Source organism: Citrobacter europaeus (assembly GCA_020099315.1).
GTDB classification, from domain to species: Bacteria; Pseudomonadota; Gammaproteobacteria; order Enterobacterales; family Enterobacteriaceae; genus Citrobacter; species Citrobacter europaeus.
Genome location: CP083650.1, coordinates 344,490 through 359,684, shown reverse-complemented (window position 1 = coordinate 359,684; position 15,195 = coordinate 344,490). Strand labels below are relative to the sequence as shown.

Annotated in this window: 16 protein-coding genes; 4 read left to right on the top strand and 12 right to left on the bottom strand. The window is 51.8% G+C overall.

The genetic code is table 11. From position 1 onward, the window contains the following. Nucleotides 1–189 precede the first annotated feature (189 nt). On the top strand, nt 190–1,254 hold the full coding sequence (ulaG, locus tag LA337_01700; protein ID UBI16442.1) for an L-ascorbate 6-phosphate lactonase: 1,065 nt from the start codon (nt 190–192) through the stop codon (nt 1,252–1,254). Nucleotides 1,255–1,361: 107 nt separating this feature from the next. Next, nucleotides 1,362–2,117, top strand: a complete 756-nt coding sequence (gene ulaR / locus LA337_01695; protein UBI16441.1) for an HTH-type transcriptional regulator UlaR — start codon at nt 1,362–1,364, stop codon at nt 2,115–2,117. Here the strand turns inward: ulaR and yjfP are convergent. Beyond that, entirely contained in the window at nt 2,114–2,863 is a 750-nt protein-coding gene (yjfP, locus tag LA337_01690) for an esterase (protein UBI16440.1), read from the bottom strand. The genes ulaR and yjfP overlap by 4 nt on opposite strands. 181 nt (nt 2,864–3,044) lie before the next feature. Here yjfP and bsmA point away from each other — a divergent pair, with 181 nt between their 5' ends. Beyond that, nucleotides 3,045–3,374, top strand: coding sequence for a biofilm peroxide resistance protein BsmA (gene bsmA, locus LA337_01685; GenBank protein UBI16439.1), 330 nt, complete (start codon nt 3,045–3,047; stop codon nt 3,372–3,374). 147 nt (nt 3,375–3,521) lie between these two features. After that, a complete protein-coding gene (gene yjfN, locus LA337_01680) occupies nt 3,522–3,797 on the top strand; it encodes a DUF1471 family protease activator YjfN (protein ID UBI16438.1) in 276 nt (91 codons plus the stop codon). A gap of 85 nt (nt 3,798–3,882) precedes the next feature. Here the strand turns inward: yjfN and LA337_01675 are convergent, their stop codons facing one another. The 11 genes from LA337_01675 to purA form a co-directional block, all read right to left on the bottom strand. Further along, entirely contained in the window at nt 3,883–5,505 is a 1,623-nt protein-coding gene (locus LA337_01675) for an isovaleryl-CoA dehydrogenase (protein UBI16437.1), read from the bottom strand. 84 nt (nt 5,506–5,589) lie between these two features. Continuing rightward, a complete protein-coding gene (locus tag LA337_01670; protein ID UBI16436.1) occupies nt 5,590–6,756 on the bottom strand; it encodes a glutathionylspermidine synthase family protein in 1,167 nt (388 codons plus the stop codon). Between the two features lie 2 nt (nt 6,757–6,758). After that, nucleotides 6,759–7,400 (bottom strand): DUF1190 domain-containing protein, encoded by a 642-nt coding sequence (locus LA337_01665; protein UBI16435.1) that lies wholly within the window; start codon nt 7,398–7,400, stop codon nt 6,759–6,761. A 9-nt stretch (nt 7,401–7,409) separates the two neighbouring features. Further along, entirely contained in the window at nt 7,410–7,808 is a 399-nt protein-coding gene (locus LA337_01660; GenBank protein ID UBI16434.1) for a DUF350 domain-containing protein, read from the bottom strand. A gap of 19 nt (nt 7,809–7,827) precedes the next feature. Then, complete coding sequence (locus LA337_01655; GenBank protein ID UBI16433.1) at nt 7,828–8,511, bottom strand: YjfK family protein; 684 nt, start codon at nt 8,509–8,511, stop codon at nt 7,828–7,830. A 33-nt stretch (nt 8,512–8,544) separates the two neighbouring features. Continuing rightward, entirely contained in the window at nt 8,545–9,243 is a 699-nt protein-coding gene (locus tag LA337_01650) for a PspA/IM30 family protein (protein ID UBI16432.1), read from the bottom strand. 15 nt (nt 9,244–9,258) lie between these two features. Further along, nucleotides 9,259–9,663 (bottom strand): DUF2170 family protein, encoded by a 405-nt coding sequence (locus tag LA337_01645; protein ID UBI16431.1) that lies wholly within the window; start codon nt 9,661–9,663, stop codon nt 9,259–9,261. 124 nt (nt 9,664–9,787) lie between these two features. Continuing rightward, nucleotides 9,788–10,519 carry a 23S rRNA (guanosine(2251)-2'-O)-methyltransferase RlmB gene (gene rlmB, locus LA337_01640; GenBank protein ID UBI16430.1) on the bottom strand — a complete coding sequence of 244 codons (732 nt, stop codon included), beginning with the start codon at nt 10,517–10,519 and terminating at the stop codon, nt 9,788–9,790. 70 nt (nt 10,520–10,589) lie between these two features. After that, nucleotides 10,590–13,052 (bottom strand): ribonuclease R, encoded by a 2,463-nt coding sequence (rnr, locus tag LA337_01635; protein UBI16429.1) that lies wholly within the window; start codon nt 13,050–13,052, stop codon nt 10,590–10,592. Between the two features lie 154 nt (nt 13,053–13,206). After that, entirely contained in the window at nt 13,207–13,632 is a 426-nt protein-coding gene (nsrR, locus tag LA337_01630) for a nitric oxide-sensing transcriptional repressor NsrR (GenBank protein ID UBI16428.1), read from the bottom strand. Between the two features lie 216 nt (nt 13,633–13,848). Continuing rightward, the gene (gene purA / locus LA337_01625) at nt 13,849–15,147 is read right to left on the bottom strand and encodes an adenylosuccinate synthase (GenBank protein UBI16427.1); all 1,299 of its coding nucleotides are present in this window, start codon (nt 15,145–15,147) and stop codon (nt 13,849–13,851) included. Between the last annotated feature and the right edge of the window lie 48 nt (nt 15,148–15,195).

Here is a 15,195-nt window from a genome sequence, read left to right as displayed (position 1 = left end):
TAACCCCCTTTAAAACAATAAAATACAAAAATACATTTCATGTAAACCATCTTGTCACGCCGTAATTTGTTCACACTTTTCTATTCAACACCAAAAATCAGCGCATTGCCTTCTTGATAAAATGATGTCAGTATCAATCAAAACAAATCACAATTTGATTCAACTTGAACAAACATGAAGGTAATTGCGATGAGTAAAGTAAAAAGCATCACGCGTGAATCATGGATCCTGAGCACATTCCCGGAGTGGGGAAGCTGGCTGAATGAAGAGATCGAACAAGAACAGGTCGCACCTGGCACTTTCGCTATGTGGTGGCTTGGCTGTACCGGAATCTGGCTGAAGTCGGAAGGTGGGACTAACGTCTGCGTCGATTTCTGGTGCGGAACGGGTAAACAAAGTCACGGTAACCCGCTGATGAAAACCGGTCACCAGATGCAACGTATGGCGGGGGTGAAGAAACTGCAGCCTAACCTGCGCACCACGCCGTTTGTTCTTGATCCGTTTGCAATTCGACAGATCGATGCGGTGTTAGCGACACACGATCATAACGATCACATTGACGTCAATGTCGCAGCCGCCGTCATGCAGAACTGCGCCGATGACGTGCCATTTATCGGGCCGCAAACCTGTGTGGATCTATGGATCGGTTGGGGTGTGCCGAAAGAACGCTGTATCGTGGTAAAACCAGGCGATGTAGTGAAAGTGAAAGATATTGAAATTCATGCGCTTGACGCGTTTGATCGTACGGCATTGATTACGCTCCCAGCCGATCAAAAAGCGGCTGGCGTGCTGCCGGATGGTATGGATGCTCGCGCGGTAAACTACCTGTTCAAAACGCCGGGCGGTACGCTGTACCACAGCGGAGACTCGCACTATTCCAACTACTATGCAAAACATGGCAACGAGCACCAGATCGACGTCGCGCTCGGCTCGTACGGTGAGAACCCGCGTGGGATTACGGACAAAATGACCAGCTCCGACATGCTGCGAATGGCGGAAGCGCTGAATACAAAAGTGGTGATCCCTTTCCATCATGACATCTGGTCAAACTTCCAGGCCGACCCTCAGGAGATCCGTGTACTGTGGGAGATGAAAAAAGATCGGCTGAAGTATGGCTTTAAGCCGTTTATCTGGCAGGTAGGCGGCAAGTTCACCTGGCCGCTGGACAAAGATAACTTTGAATATCACTATCCGCGCGGCTTTGATGACTGCTTCACGATTGAACCGGATTTACCGTTTAAATCCTTCTTGTGATACACACAAAATGCCGGGCCATCCCGGCATTTTTTTCCCATTTACTTTAGTATTTCCAGGCTATTTCAAATATCATCTTTTCAAATCAATTTGTATCGGAATAGCTCATGACTGAAGCACAAAGACATCAAATATTGCTGGATATGCTGGCGCAGTTGGGCTTTGTTACCGTTGAGAACGTAATTGAGCGCCTGGGGATTTCACCCGCCACAGCGCGCCGGGACATCAACAAGCTCGACGAAAGCGGCAAACTCAAGAAAGTCCGCAACGGCGCAGAAGCCATTACCCAACAGCGTCCGCGCTGGACGCCAATGAATCTGCACCAGGCACAGAACCACGATGAAAAAGTTCGTATTGCCAAGGCGGCCTCCCAGCTTGTGAATGCAGGTGAAAGCGTGGTGATCAACTGCGGATCGACCGCCTTTCTGCTGGGTCGCGAAATGTGCGGCAAGCCGGTGCAGATCATCACCAATTATCTGCCGCTGGCAAACTATCTGATCGACCAGGAGCATGACAGCGTGATCATCATGGGAGGGCAATATAACAAAAGTCAGTCCATCACACTCAGCCCGCAGGGCAGTGAAAATAGCCTGTACGCCGGACACTGGATGTTTACCAGCGGCAAAGGATTAACCGCGGACGGACTGTATAAAACCGATATGCTGACCGCGATGGCCGAGCAAAAGATGCTTAACGTGGTGGGTAAACTGGTGGTGCTGGTCGATAGCAGCAAAGTCGGAGAACGCGCGGGGATGCTGTTCAGTCGCGCCGATCAAATCGATATGCTCATTACCGGTAAAAACGCAAACCCTGAGATTCTGCAACAGCTTGAAGCTCAGGGCGTAAGCATTATGCGCGTTTAAAGGTGCTGGCGGAAAAACGTTACCGTCGCAGCCAGCGCTTCTGGCGTGATGCGGTGGCGCACGCCCGCTTCCCACAGGCAGGTTAGATTGCTGTCCAGCCCTGCCTGAATCAGCGCCTGCTGTAAACGGAAGGTTTCAACGACCGGCACCACATCATCATCCTGTCCATGCCACAGTAGTAACGGCCTGTCGGCCAGGCGCTGCAGTTGATGCGTAACGTCCCATTCGGCGAGCGGTGCGATGACGGCATCGAACTCCGCCTGCTGCTCTGGTGTCTGAACCCGTAAAGGCGGAAAAAGCGTCTGCGCAAGATGGGTAAAATAGCCCGACCCCATCAGGCTGGCTACACATTTAACCTCGGGATGGCGGGCCATAACGCCCAATGCCGTCATTCCTCCCATCGACGCGCCTCCGACGGCAAGTCGTTCATCTGATAGCCAATTTTCTGCCACCAGAGCCGCACGTAACGTCGTAAACTCCTGCATATTTTGCTGCAAAATATGCCAGAAGCGGTACATTCTCCCCTGGGCGTCACTCGTGAAGCGCGTACCATGGTCGGGCGCATCAGGCATAACGACGCGGAATCCAGCCTGAGCCAGAGCAACGGCAAAATAGCTGTAGACCAGGCTTGAAGAGGTAAACCCGTGATAGAAAATAATACAAGGGAGTGAACATTCGCGTTTGCCAGCCGGAACGGCGTGCAGGACAGGGATACCCGCCAACTGTCGTGTTTCAATTTCGATCATTTGTCGCCTCTTTCTTTCTGGTATGCCATGCAGCAATACTTAACGCAAGCGAATGTGTTCGGCAATGATTCATAATGTTGAGAACTGGGTTACGCTTTCGCAACATTTTCATTCGAAAATCGCGTGAGAGATAACAATTCGGGAACATTCCCCTAAAGGGAAATTGATAAGGCACTACACTATGGCTATCAGGAAACGAGATAGAGTTATGCGTCGGTTTGCCTCTTTATTACTGGTGATGTTTTTAAGCGCCTGTAGCGTGCTACAGGGAACGCCGCAACCTGCACCGCCCGTTGCCGACCACCCGCAGGAGATCCGCCGTGACCAGAGTAATGGGTTACAGCGATTAGGGACGGTTAGTGCACTGGTAAGAGGCTCTCCGGATGATGCGCTGGCAGAAATCCGTGCCAAAGCTGTCGCGGCTAAAGCTGATTACTACGTGGTTTTATTAGTGGATGAAACCATCGTGACAGGCCAATGGTATTCACAAGCTATTTTGTATCGTAAATAACATTGGGTTGAAATTTAGTCAGTTTTACATTGCTTTGCGCCCCTATGCGTTTACCTGTGCACAATAAACCAACAGCAGGAAGCTTGAGGTTTATTATCGCGATGGAATGCCCTGCCGTGTGTAGGGGTACGAATAATGGAGCTGACGATGAAACAATCACTTGCCTTATCCTCACTGCTGCTTTCTGCCGGACTGGTAGGTACTACGGCGCAGTCTGCCGAGTTCGCCAGTGCTGACTGCGTTACGGGCCTGAACGAAATTGGCCTGATATCTGTCAGTAACATTGCAGGAAATCCGCAGGATGTAGAACGAGTAGTCGCGTTAAAAGCGGATGAACAGGGTGCCTCATGGTATCGGATCATTCAGATGTACGAAGACCAGCAGCCCGACAACTGGCGCGTACAGGCCATACTCTATGCTTAACAGATTGCCGGATGGCGTAAACTTATCCGGCCTACATTGAACGTAGGCATGATAAGGCGCGCCAGCGTCGCCATCAGGCATATTATTACCGTAATCCCCCCGTTGCCCGCAGGAGCAAGTCGCTTAGCACCTGTTCAGACAATCGTAGCCCGCCACGCGTATCAAGCATTATTTGACACCAGGCCTGCGCCACTGGCGGAGAGGCATAGCGCAACATTTGCGCTCCGCAACCGAGCAGGAAAAGCTGTTGCGTAATCTCCCGTCCCATCTCCTCGCTGGGTTTGCGTAAACGCTGCTGTAGCTGACGTACCATTCGATCGTAATGTCGGTCTTGCCCTTTTACCTCCGCAAAGGCTTCGTTGAGCATATCGTATATGCCGGGTTGTTTTGTCAGTACCCGCAATACATCGAGACACATAATGTTGCCGGAGCCTTCCCAGATGCTGTTTACCGGCATCTCCCGATACAGGCGCGGCAGCTCACTCTCCTCGCAATAGCCAATCCCTCCCAGCACTTCCATCGCCTCTGCAACAAACGGCATCCCGCTTTTGCACACGGAGAATTTCGCCGCTGGCGTGAACAATCTGGCCCACAACGCTTCTTTGGTATCAGCGCGACGGTCCCAGGCCCTCGCCAGTCGAAACAGTAGCGCCGTCTGACCTTCCAGTTGGAGCGCCATCCGGCCTAATACCTGACGCATCATCGGCTGTTCAATCAATGGTTTGCCAAAAACTTGTCGCTGGTGCGCATGATAAATCGCGACGGAAAAAGCACGTCGCATCATGGCGTGACTGCCGAGCGCACAGTCAAAACGCGTCATCCCGCCCATTTTCAGGATATGGCGTATACCTTCCCCTTCGTCACCCAATAGCCAGCCAATCGCATCGTGGAATTCAACCTCGCAGCTGGCGTTGGAGCGGTTGCCTAACTTATCTTTCAGTCGCTCAAGACGAATAGCATTACGTTGCCCATCAGGTAAAAATCGCGGTACAAAAAAGCAGGATAATCCCCCCTTTGCCTGAGCCAGCACCAAATGGGCATCGCTTTGCGGCACGGAGAAAAACCACTTATGCCCCACCAGCCGATACGAGCCGTCTGCAAGACGTTCTGCCTGGGTGGTATTGCTCAGCACATCTGACCCACCCTGCTTCTCGGTCATTCCCATGCCGATCAGCAGCCCACGCTTTTGCCCACCGGGCAGTAAATGCGAGTCATAGCGGTCGCTAAGCAGCGGCGTCAGCCAGTCGTTAAAGGTTGCAGGCAACATCTGAAGTAACAGCGGCGTGGCGGCAAAGGTCATTGTAACCGGACATAACGTGCCCGCTTCTACCTGGGCATGCAGCATGAAACGCGCCGCCCGTGCAACAAATGTTCCCTGCCTCGCGTCTTCTTCCCAGGCCAGATTATGTACGCGGTTGGCGTATAATCCCTGCATCAGCAAATGCCAGGCAGGATGAAAACGCACATCATCCAGCCGCTGCCCCTGCGGGTCGTAGCGCAACAGTTCAGGTGGAAAAGCATTGGCCAGACGGCCCAGTTCGAGCGACTCGGCAGTCCCTAGCTGCTGACCAATACTGGCGAGAAGATCGCTATCCCATCCAGCGCCTTCACGGATAACCGCTTCGCACAGCGCGCCGTCGGACAGATATAAGTTGCTGTTATTGAGTGGTACAGGTTGGTTAAAAACGGTATGCGTTTGCCAGTGCATTATGTCTCCCTCCGTCAATGGCCGTCGCCTTAAGTATGGCCAGAACCACATTATTCGCGACGGAGGAAGATCACAAAAGTACGGTTAGCCCGCAATATAGTGAGGAATAAAACGAGAAGTATCTTTAGTGATCAAGGTATTATCCTCGCGGATCCCCATACCACAGGCTTCATCATCCACGATCCAACTGCCGATCAGCGTGTAGCTGTCGCCAAAGCGCGGTAACGGCTGAAATGCCTGATAGATCATCGGTTCTTCGGCGTAGTCACCCTCAGCATGCTCCACAATCTGCTGCTGACCATCAAAAATGGTGACGTTTCCCCCCTCGCGGGAAAATATCGGTTTGCGTACATAGCTTTCCCCAGCCGCAACTTGTGGCGTTTCACCGTCAAACCAGGCGGGCAGCAGATTGGGATGGTTAGGAAAAAATCGCCACAGTAAAGGCATCAACCCTTTATTGCTGAGTACGCTCTTCCACAACGGCTCAACCCACTGTTCGCGGCGATGGCGCAGCAAGGGGCCATTCTCATCTCGCATCATCCACTCCAGAGGATAGAGCTTAAAGGCGCGACGAATGACGTTATCGTCATGGTCAGTGAGAACGCCGCCAACGCCAAGCCCCAGATCCTCCACGTAAATAAACCGTGATTCTTGCCCGGCCTGCTGCGCACAATCCTGCAAATACAACACCGTGGTACGATCTTCATCGGTATCTTCGCAGCAGCAGAAATAGAAAGGATCCGGACTATAAAGCTCAGCAAAACGGGAGATCAGCCGCTCCTGAATGGCGTTGTACTGGTCGGCGTCGCGTGGTATCACCCCACTGCGACGCGCATCTTCCAGCCATAACCACTGGAAATAGGCTGACTCATAGAGCGACGTTGGCGTATCCGCGTTGTACTCCAGCAGCTTGACCGGGGCGTTATTTCCGCACCAGACAAAATCCATGCGGCCATACAGGGAGGGATCGCGATGGCGCCAGCTTTCGGCAATAACATCCCAGTACAGCGGTGGGATCGCCAGTTGCTGCATAATCAGTTCGTCGTTAACTGCCCGTTCGACGACATCCAGACACATCTGGTGCAGTTCCGCAGTAGGTTTTTCGATCTGCTCTTCCACTTGCCGGAGCGTGAAGCGGTATGCCCGACTCTCATCCCAGTAAATTTCGTTATCGATAATATGAAAATCGAAGCCGTGATCGTAGGCGATCCTGTCCAGATCGGGGCGAACAGGGACATCATGTCGCAGCATCGTTAACCTCCCCAGTGCCCACGCGCGCTGGACGAACGTCCGTAGCCGCCGCGTGAAACCGTCGAGACTTTCTTCGTCGTATAGCTATGGCTGGTTGCGGTATCATTTTTTCCACTACCGGAACGCCAGCTGTAATCCCCGGAAGTCGTACGCCAGACCGGGCGCGAAACATAGGAAGAACCACCGCTGCTGTAAACATACTGTTCGTCGCGATCTTTACGAATGACGCGGCTGAGTAAAAAACCGGTGAATACCGGCACCCAGCTTTGATCGGTGCTATCGAGATAGCAGTCGCCAAACTGCGTCTGACAGCTCTGCTTGTTCATTTGCTTTGGCAGGCTGGAGTAGAACTCTGTTTTCGCATTGTTCCAGCCATCGGCACAAACGGTGGCGCTATTGCCATCGTCAATGCATTCACTCACCGCCGAGTAAAAAGTACCGTCACCATCGTTATCGGTATTGCCGTCATCAGCACATCCTTTGAGGACAAAAAATGCCGCTCCGCCCATAATGGCCAGCGTCAGGTATTTTCCGCTGTATCGGCTGCGTTTTTTTGCAAAGGGGTTCGCCGGGCGTCCAATTCGCGTGATGGCAGAATGCCCTGGCACCCTGTTTTTGTTTCCAGATTTACGTTTTCTTGCCATGATCGTCCATTACCATGTCATGCAGGCGGCGTTAAAAATGCCCCCCGCCAGGGCTGCAGTCCCCATAAATAATCCCGCTGCAGTATTATGATTAATAATTTTTTCACTCAGTGCCGGCATGTATAAACGCACACCGCCGTAAATGACGAGTTGTATCACCAGCGCGATACCGCCCCAGGCGAAATAATCCGGGATGCTGACGGCGTTAATTGCCGCGCTGGATAATGGAATAACGTAGCCCAGCAACGTGCCGCTAAAGGCCAGTGACGCTGCCGTATTATTATTTTTAATCAGTTGCCATTCGTTGTGCGGGGTGATTTTTGAGTAGATAAACAGAAAAACGATCACCATGGCCGCGCCAATAAAAAAATAGGCGCAAAAAGCCAGTAATGAATCCAGTATGTGCATTGTGTAACCTTCCCTGAAATTAACCAATTACATTAAGTGATGTTAATGGAATATCTACACCCAGCGCCCGTGAGAATACCCACTCTGGCTCTCCCTGCTCATTAAACGACTCTTCGCCGTTCAACAGCAGGTATTCCCATGTATCCTCTGTAACCTGTCGCTGAAAGCCCATGGTAAAATTATGTACATCCCATGTGGCATGCTGATGATTTTCTACTTTTTCCAGCATATAAACCGGCTCAATGTTCCCGGGTTCTTCCTCGTTAAAAAAGCGCTGCCAACGCTCTTCCTGCCAGCTCAGCGCCGGGGTCCCTATTGCAGAAGGGCTAATGGCAGACTGCCAGTGTTTTTTCTGCGAAATCCCGTAACTTTCCGCATAAACAAAGAATTTGATATCATAGATATCATCAATGTCTGAGCCGCCCGTGGTATTGATTTGCAGAAACTCTTCTCCGGACGTGTAGTAGCGAAAAATCTGGCCTCCGCCGCCTAAATCAATGTGGCTGGCGGCTGCAACGGTGTACTCCTCACCGGGTAATTCGATTAATAGAGACTCTTCAAGCAGACGAAATGCCAGCGTGTTAAGCGTAAATCCGGCATTCAGATGTAACCCCAACGGCCCGCGAGCCGGCGCAACAGCAGCGGCTTTACCAAATAAACGCTGGAAAAAACTCATCATCATTTTCCCTTTATGACCAGCCAACCTTCTTTCGAGGCTGACGCATTTTGCCGACGTTTACTCGCCTTGTTGACGCTGCAGTCGTGCCAGAACATCCTGAGCCGAACTTTTATTGCTCGCCCCAATGCCGGCTTCAGCCAGCTTCTCATCCAGGTCACGCCCATCCGCAACCTTTTCCAGCTGTGCAGCGGCATCCAGACGGGCCTGACGCTCTGCCTGTCGCGTTTGCAAACGCTTGAGCGACTCTGCGGCTGTAGACACGCTGGAAGACGCGCCGACGGTCGAGGTGGTCACTGCCTGCTGGGCGCGCTGCATCGCTTCCGTCGCCTTTACCACCTCAAGCTGCTGTTCAAACTGTGCAATCCGTTGTGCGGTTGCACTCACCGCTTTTTCAACGCCATCCCGCGACACTTCAAGGTTAGCGAGTACTTGCTCTTCTGCAGCAATGACATTCTCGAGGCGGGCAATTTCCTCTGCAACTTCGTTGATCAGTGACGGGTTAGCGTTTTTACTCAGCGCTTCCAGCACTCGTGTTTCCAGACTGGATTTACGCTCGCGCAGATCGCTCAACTTGTCATGGCTCAGCTTCACGCGCGCCAGCAGGTCTACTCGTGATTTTCCAGCGTTATCCAGCTCACCTTTCGCATCACGGATATGCTGTTCCAGCATGCGGACCCCCTGCGCTTCTTCAATTGACTCTTCCGCCTGAGAAAGTACGGACTTGCCGAGGGTAAACAGGCTTTTTAAAATTCCCATAAATAGCGTTCCTTGTTATTCTTGAGTGTATTCTTCTGTGATTTCAGCCAGATCCAACGCGTTATCCGCAAGCGTCGTCATCTCGAGCAGCACATCATTCAACGATGAATTAAGCGAAAGAGCCCCAAATGCGACGTAATATTCATCCTGCTGAACGCGGGAAATCCCTACGGAAGAGAGTGGAAGGAGTTTCTGATTACGTAATAAGAAAATATTAAATTCATCCTGCTGATGAATACTACTAACAGGACAAATAACTGTTTCAATAATAATCTGGCGAGAAGTAAACACAATATTGAGCGGTAAATCGCCATAATCATTCATTTTAACGATTAATGATTGCTCATCATATTCAATATCTATATTTAATTCAGGGCGAGTTTGTAGTGCTTCAGCAAGTAACTGCGGTGTCCATGCCATATATTATCCATATATAATTTAATTAGTAATAAATAAAATGAATATCATTTTCTAGCCTTTATCATACTCGTTTAAAATAAAAAAAAGCCACCCAAATCCGAGTGGCTTTGTCTGAAAAGTAAGTTTAGCCGCGCTGGCGGACTGCTTCAAACAGGCAGATGCCCGTTGCAACCGAAACGTTCAGCGACGAAACGCTACCTGCCATCGGGATGCTGATCAGTTCGTCACAGTGTTCACGGGTCAGACGGCGCATACCTTCACCCTCCGCGCCCATCACCAGCGCCAGACGCCCGGTCATTTTGCTCTGGTAGAGAGTATGGTCGGCTTCACCTGCGGTTCCGACGATCCAAATATTCTCTTCCTGCAGCATACGCATAGTGCGCGCCAGGTTGGTCACACGGATCAGCGGTACGCTTTCTGCCGCGCCGCAGGCCACTTTTTTCGCCGTCGCATTCAACTGTGCAGAACGATCCTTCGGTACGATAACAGCATGTACGCCGGCAGCATCTGCGCTACGCAGGCATGCCCCCAGGTTATGTGGATCGGTGACGCCATCAAGGATCAAAAAGAAGGGTTGATCGAGCGTAGCAATCAGATCCGGCAGATCGTTTTCCTGATACTGACGACCCGGCTTCACGCGAGCAATAATTCCCTGATGTACCGCACCCTCGCTTTTCTCATCCAGGAACTGGCGATTAGCCAACTGAATGACAACACCCTGTGCTTCCAGTGCGTGGATCAGCGGCAGAAGGCGTTTATCTTCACGACCTTTGAGAATAAAGACGTCCTGGAAGCGCTCAGGCGCACGTTCCAGCAGAGCCTGCACCGCATGGATGCCGTAAATCATTTCACTCATTAATGTACTCGTTAATAGTTTATGCGTAACGCGGGCAACGCGAAGTTGCCCGGCTTACTGTTTATGGCTGTTACTGTGCGATTTTCTTTTTCGCCGCACGTTTAGCTTTGGTGGCGGCAGCGATTTTAAGCGTTTTAGCCGATGGCTTTTTCGCTTTTTTGTCGCCTTTCTTCTCAGTCGCATTCTTCTCCGACTGAGGTTTGGCTCTGCCTTTCTTCTCGCCGCGGAAAGCGCTGTCCGGCTCGAAATTCACCTTTTTGCCCATCTGACGACGTTTACCGGTATTTTTACCTGCATCGCCTTTTTTCGCTTTTTCACGCGCGGTTTTACCTTCATTGCGCGGCGCACGTTCGCTGGAGATCAAACTGAAGTCGATTTTACGCTCGTCCATGTTAACCGCTTCCACGCGAACTTCCACGCGATCGCCCAGGCGATACATTTGACCGCTGGATTCCCCCGTCAGTCGCTGCCCAACCTGGTCAAAACGATAGTAGTCGTTATCCAGCGAGGAGACATGCACCAGACCGTCGATAAACAGCTCATCAAGACGGACAAAGAAGCCAAACCCGGTCACGCTGGCGATCACGCCTTTGAAGACATTCCCTACCTGATCCAGCATGAAGTCGCACTTCAGCCAATCAGAAACGTCGCGCGTCGCTTCGTCCGCACGGCGCTCGGCCATCGAACAGTGCTGACCCAGTTGCAGCATCTCTTCCATCGAATAATGGTAGCCACCGGTTTCCGTGGTGTTACCTTTATGGCCCTGCTCCTGCGCCAGCAGATACTTAATCGCCCGGTGCAAGGAGAGGTCCGGATAACGACGGATTGGTGAGGTAAAGTGCGCATAAGATTGCAGCGCCAGACCAAAGTGCCCGCGGTTTTCCGGATCGTAAATAGCCTGCTTCATCGAACGCAGCAGCATAGTCTGCAGCATTTCAGCGTCAGGGCGGTCAGCAATCGACTCAAGCAGTTCAGCATAATCACGCGGTTCAGGTTTATTGCCGCCAGGCAGCTCCAGTCCCAGTTCCGCCAGCACCGAACGGAACGAGTTAATCGCTTCGGTCGTCGGCTTATCATGAATACGGAACAGCGCCGGCTCCTTGGCTTTCTCAACGAATCGCGCCGCGGAGATGTTCGCCATGATCATGCACTCTTCAATCAGCTTGTGCGCGTCGTTACGCTGCGTCTGCTCGATACGCTCAATACGGCGTTCAGCATTGAAGATAAACTTCGCTTCCTCACTCTCAAACGAGATACCGCCGCGCTCTTCACGGGCTTTATCCAGTACTTTGTAGAGGTTATGCAGCTCTTCAATGTGTTTAACCAACGGCGCGTACTGTTCACGCAACTCCTGATCGCCTTGCAGCATATGCCAGACTTTGGTGTAAGTCAGACGCGCATGGGAGCTCATTACCGCTTCGTAGAATTTAAAGCCGGTTAAGCGGCCTTTCGACGAAATGGTCATTTCACAGACCATACACAACCTGTCCACCTGCGGGTTGAGCGAACACAATCCGTTAGACAGCACTTCCGGCAGCATTGGAACAACCTGCGACGGGAAATAAACAGATGTGCCACGGCTACGCGCTTCCTGATCCAGCGGAGTCGGCGGACGAACGTAATAGCTTACGTCAGCAATCGCTACCCATAAACGCCAGCCGCCGCCGCGTTTCTTCTCGCAGTAGACCGCATCGTCAAAGTCACGCGCATCTTCGCCATCGATAGTAACCAGCGGCAGGGAGCGCAGATCGACACGCCCGACTTTCGCCTCTTCCGGTACTTCTTCTTTCAGCCCGGCGACCTGCTTTTCAACCGCCTGAGGCCAGATATACGGGATTTCATGGGTACGCAGTGCCATATCCACGGCCATGCTGGTTCCCATGTTGTCGCCCAGCACTTCAACAATTTTACCCACCGCTTTGGTGCGACGAGTCGGACGCTGGGTCAGCTCAACCACGACCACAAAGCCCATGCGAGCGCCCATCACTTCTTCAGGTGGGATCAGGATATCGAAACTCAGGCGGCTGTCGTCAGGAACGACAAACCCGACGCCAGCGTCGGTGAAGTAGCGACCCACAATCTGGCTGGTTTTCGGCACCAGTACGCGCACAATACGCGCTTCGCGACGACCTTTACGGTCCGCGCCCAACGGCTGCGCCAGCACCTGATCGCCATGTATGCAGGTTTTCATCTGCTCACTGGACAGGTACAGGTCATCTTTGCGCCCTTCAACGCGCAGAAAGCCGTAGCCATCACGGTGGCCAATAACGGTACCTTTCAGCAGGTCGAGACGTTCCGGCAGCGCGTAGCACTGACGACGGGTGAAGACCAGTTGTCCGTCACGCTCCATCGCGCGCAGACGGCGACGCAGCGCTTCTTGCTGTTCTTCACCTTCAATGTTGAGTTCAGCGGCCAGCTCATCGCGGTTGGCCGGTTTTTCACGTTTAGTTAAATGTTCGAGGATAAATTCCCGGCTCGGGATAGGGTTCGCGTATTTTTCAGCTTCGCGTTCCTGGAAAGGATCTTGTGACATCGAGGTTCCTCCATTGTCATCTCTGATGGAATTCCTTCGTCTTTCACGACGCCTCTTTGTTGGCTGCCTTTGCTCCCCTCAGTCACTTACTTTTGTAAGCTCCTGGGGTCGCTCAGTTGCCGCCGCGATGCGACGCGAAATACTTTGGACTTCATTACTCCACCAGCAATAATTTATAAAGCGGTTGATTCTCTTCAACCAAATCAGCAAGTGTGTAGTTGTCCAGTTCCGTGAGAAAACTTTGCACTGCTTTAGAAAGCGCCTGTTTGAGTCGACAGGCCGGGGTAATGTGGCAAAACTCGCTGCTACAGTTGACCAACGATAAGGGTTCCAGCTCGCGAACCACATCACCAATACCAATATCCTTAGCGGGTTTACCCAGGCGGATACCGCCATTTTTTCCTCGAATAGCAGTAACAAAGCCCGCCCGGCTAAGTTGATTGATTATTTTGACCATATGATTACGGGACACGCCGTAGACTTCTGTCACCTCAGAAATACTGGTCATACGTCCTTCGGGAAGTGACGCCATGTAGATTAGCGCACGTAATCCGTAATCGGTGAAACTTGTTAACTGCACATCAACCTCAGGAAAAGGGATAAAACGGATAAACCTGGTGGTATTAATTACATTGATGATAAACCAGCCACCAGCCAGGTCGCTAATTTATTTCAGTTCGGGAAGGAAAAAAGCGAGGAACTTACGTGATTTTAAGCCGGATCCTGATGCAAAACGCCTCATCCGGCCTAAATTAGTGCAAGCGCAGCGCCGTTTGACGCTACGCTATAACCAGAATTATGCGTCGAACGGGTCGCGCAGGATCATGGTTTCAGTACGGTCTGGGCCAGTTGAGATAATATCAATCGGCACACCGGTCAGTTCTTCAATACGCTTGATGTAGTTCAGTGCTGCCTGCGGCAGACCGCTACGCTCCTTCACGCCGAAGGTAGATTCAGACCAGCCCGGCATGGTTTCGTAAATCGGCTCGATACCTTTCCAGTCGTCAGCTGCCAGCGGAGTAGTCGTTACTTCACGGCCATCCGGCATACGGTAAGCGACACAGATTTTCACCTCTTTCAAACCGTCCAGTACGTCCAGTTTGGTCAGGCAGAAGCCAGACAGGGAGTTAATCTGTACTGCACGGCGTACGGCCACGGAGTCCAGCCAACCGGTACGACGACGACGACCGGTGGTCGCGCCATACTCGTTACCTTGTTTGCACAGGAACTCGCCAACGTCATCAAACAGCTCAGTCGGGAATGGACCCGCACCGACACGAGTAGAGTAAGCTTTGATGATACCCAGAACGTAGTCCACATAACGCGGGCCCAGGCCGGAGCCGGTCGCCACGCCACCCGCGGTGGTGTTGGAAGACGTTACGTACGGATAGGTACCATGGTCGATATCCAGCAGGGTACCCTGCGCGCCTTCGAACATGACGAAATCGCCACGCTTACGCGCCTGGTCCAGCAGATCGGAAACATCAACAACCATAGCGGTCAGGATGTCGGCAATCGCCATTACATCATCCAGCACTTTCTGGTAGTCAACTGCTTCAACTTTATAGAAATTCACCAGCTGGAAGTTGTGATATTCCATCACTTCTTTCAGTTTTTCAGCGAAGGTTGCTTTATCAAACAGATCGCCAACGCGCAGACCGCGACGAGCTACTTTGTCTTCATAAGCCGGACCGATACCACGACCGGTAGTACCGATCGCTTTCTCGCCACGCGCTTTCTCACGAGCGTTATCTAACGCAACGTGATAATCAAGGATCAGCGGACAAGCTTCAGACAACAGCAGGCGCTCGCGAACCGGGATACCACGATCTTCCAGTCCTTTCATTTCTTTCATCAGCGCGGACGGAGACAGTACAACACCGTTACCGATGATGCTGATGACATTCTCGCGAAGAATACCTGATGGAATAAGATGGAGGACGGTTTTTTCACCGTTGATTACGAGAGTATGGCCTGCGTTGTGTCCACCCTGGTAGCGCACAACATATTTAGCCCGTTCAGTCAGAAGATCAACAATCTTCCCTTTACCTTCGTCACCCCATTGGGTGCCCAGTACGACGACGTTGTTACCCATTTTTCAAAATCACCGTTTGCTTAAAAATGGATTCTACCACCGCTTTTT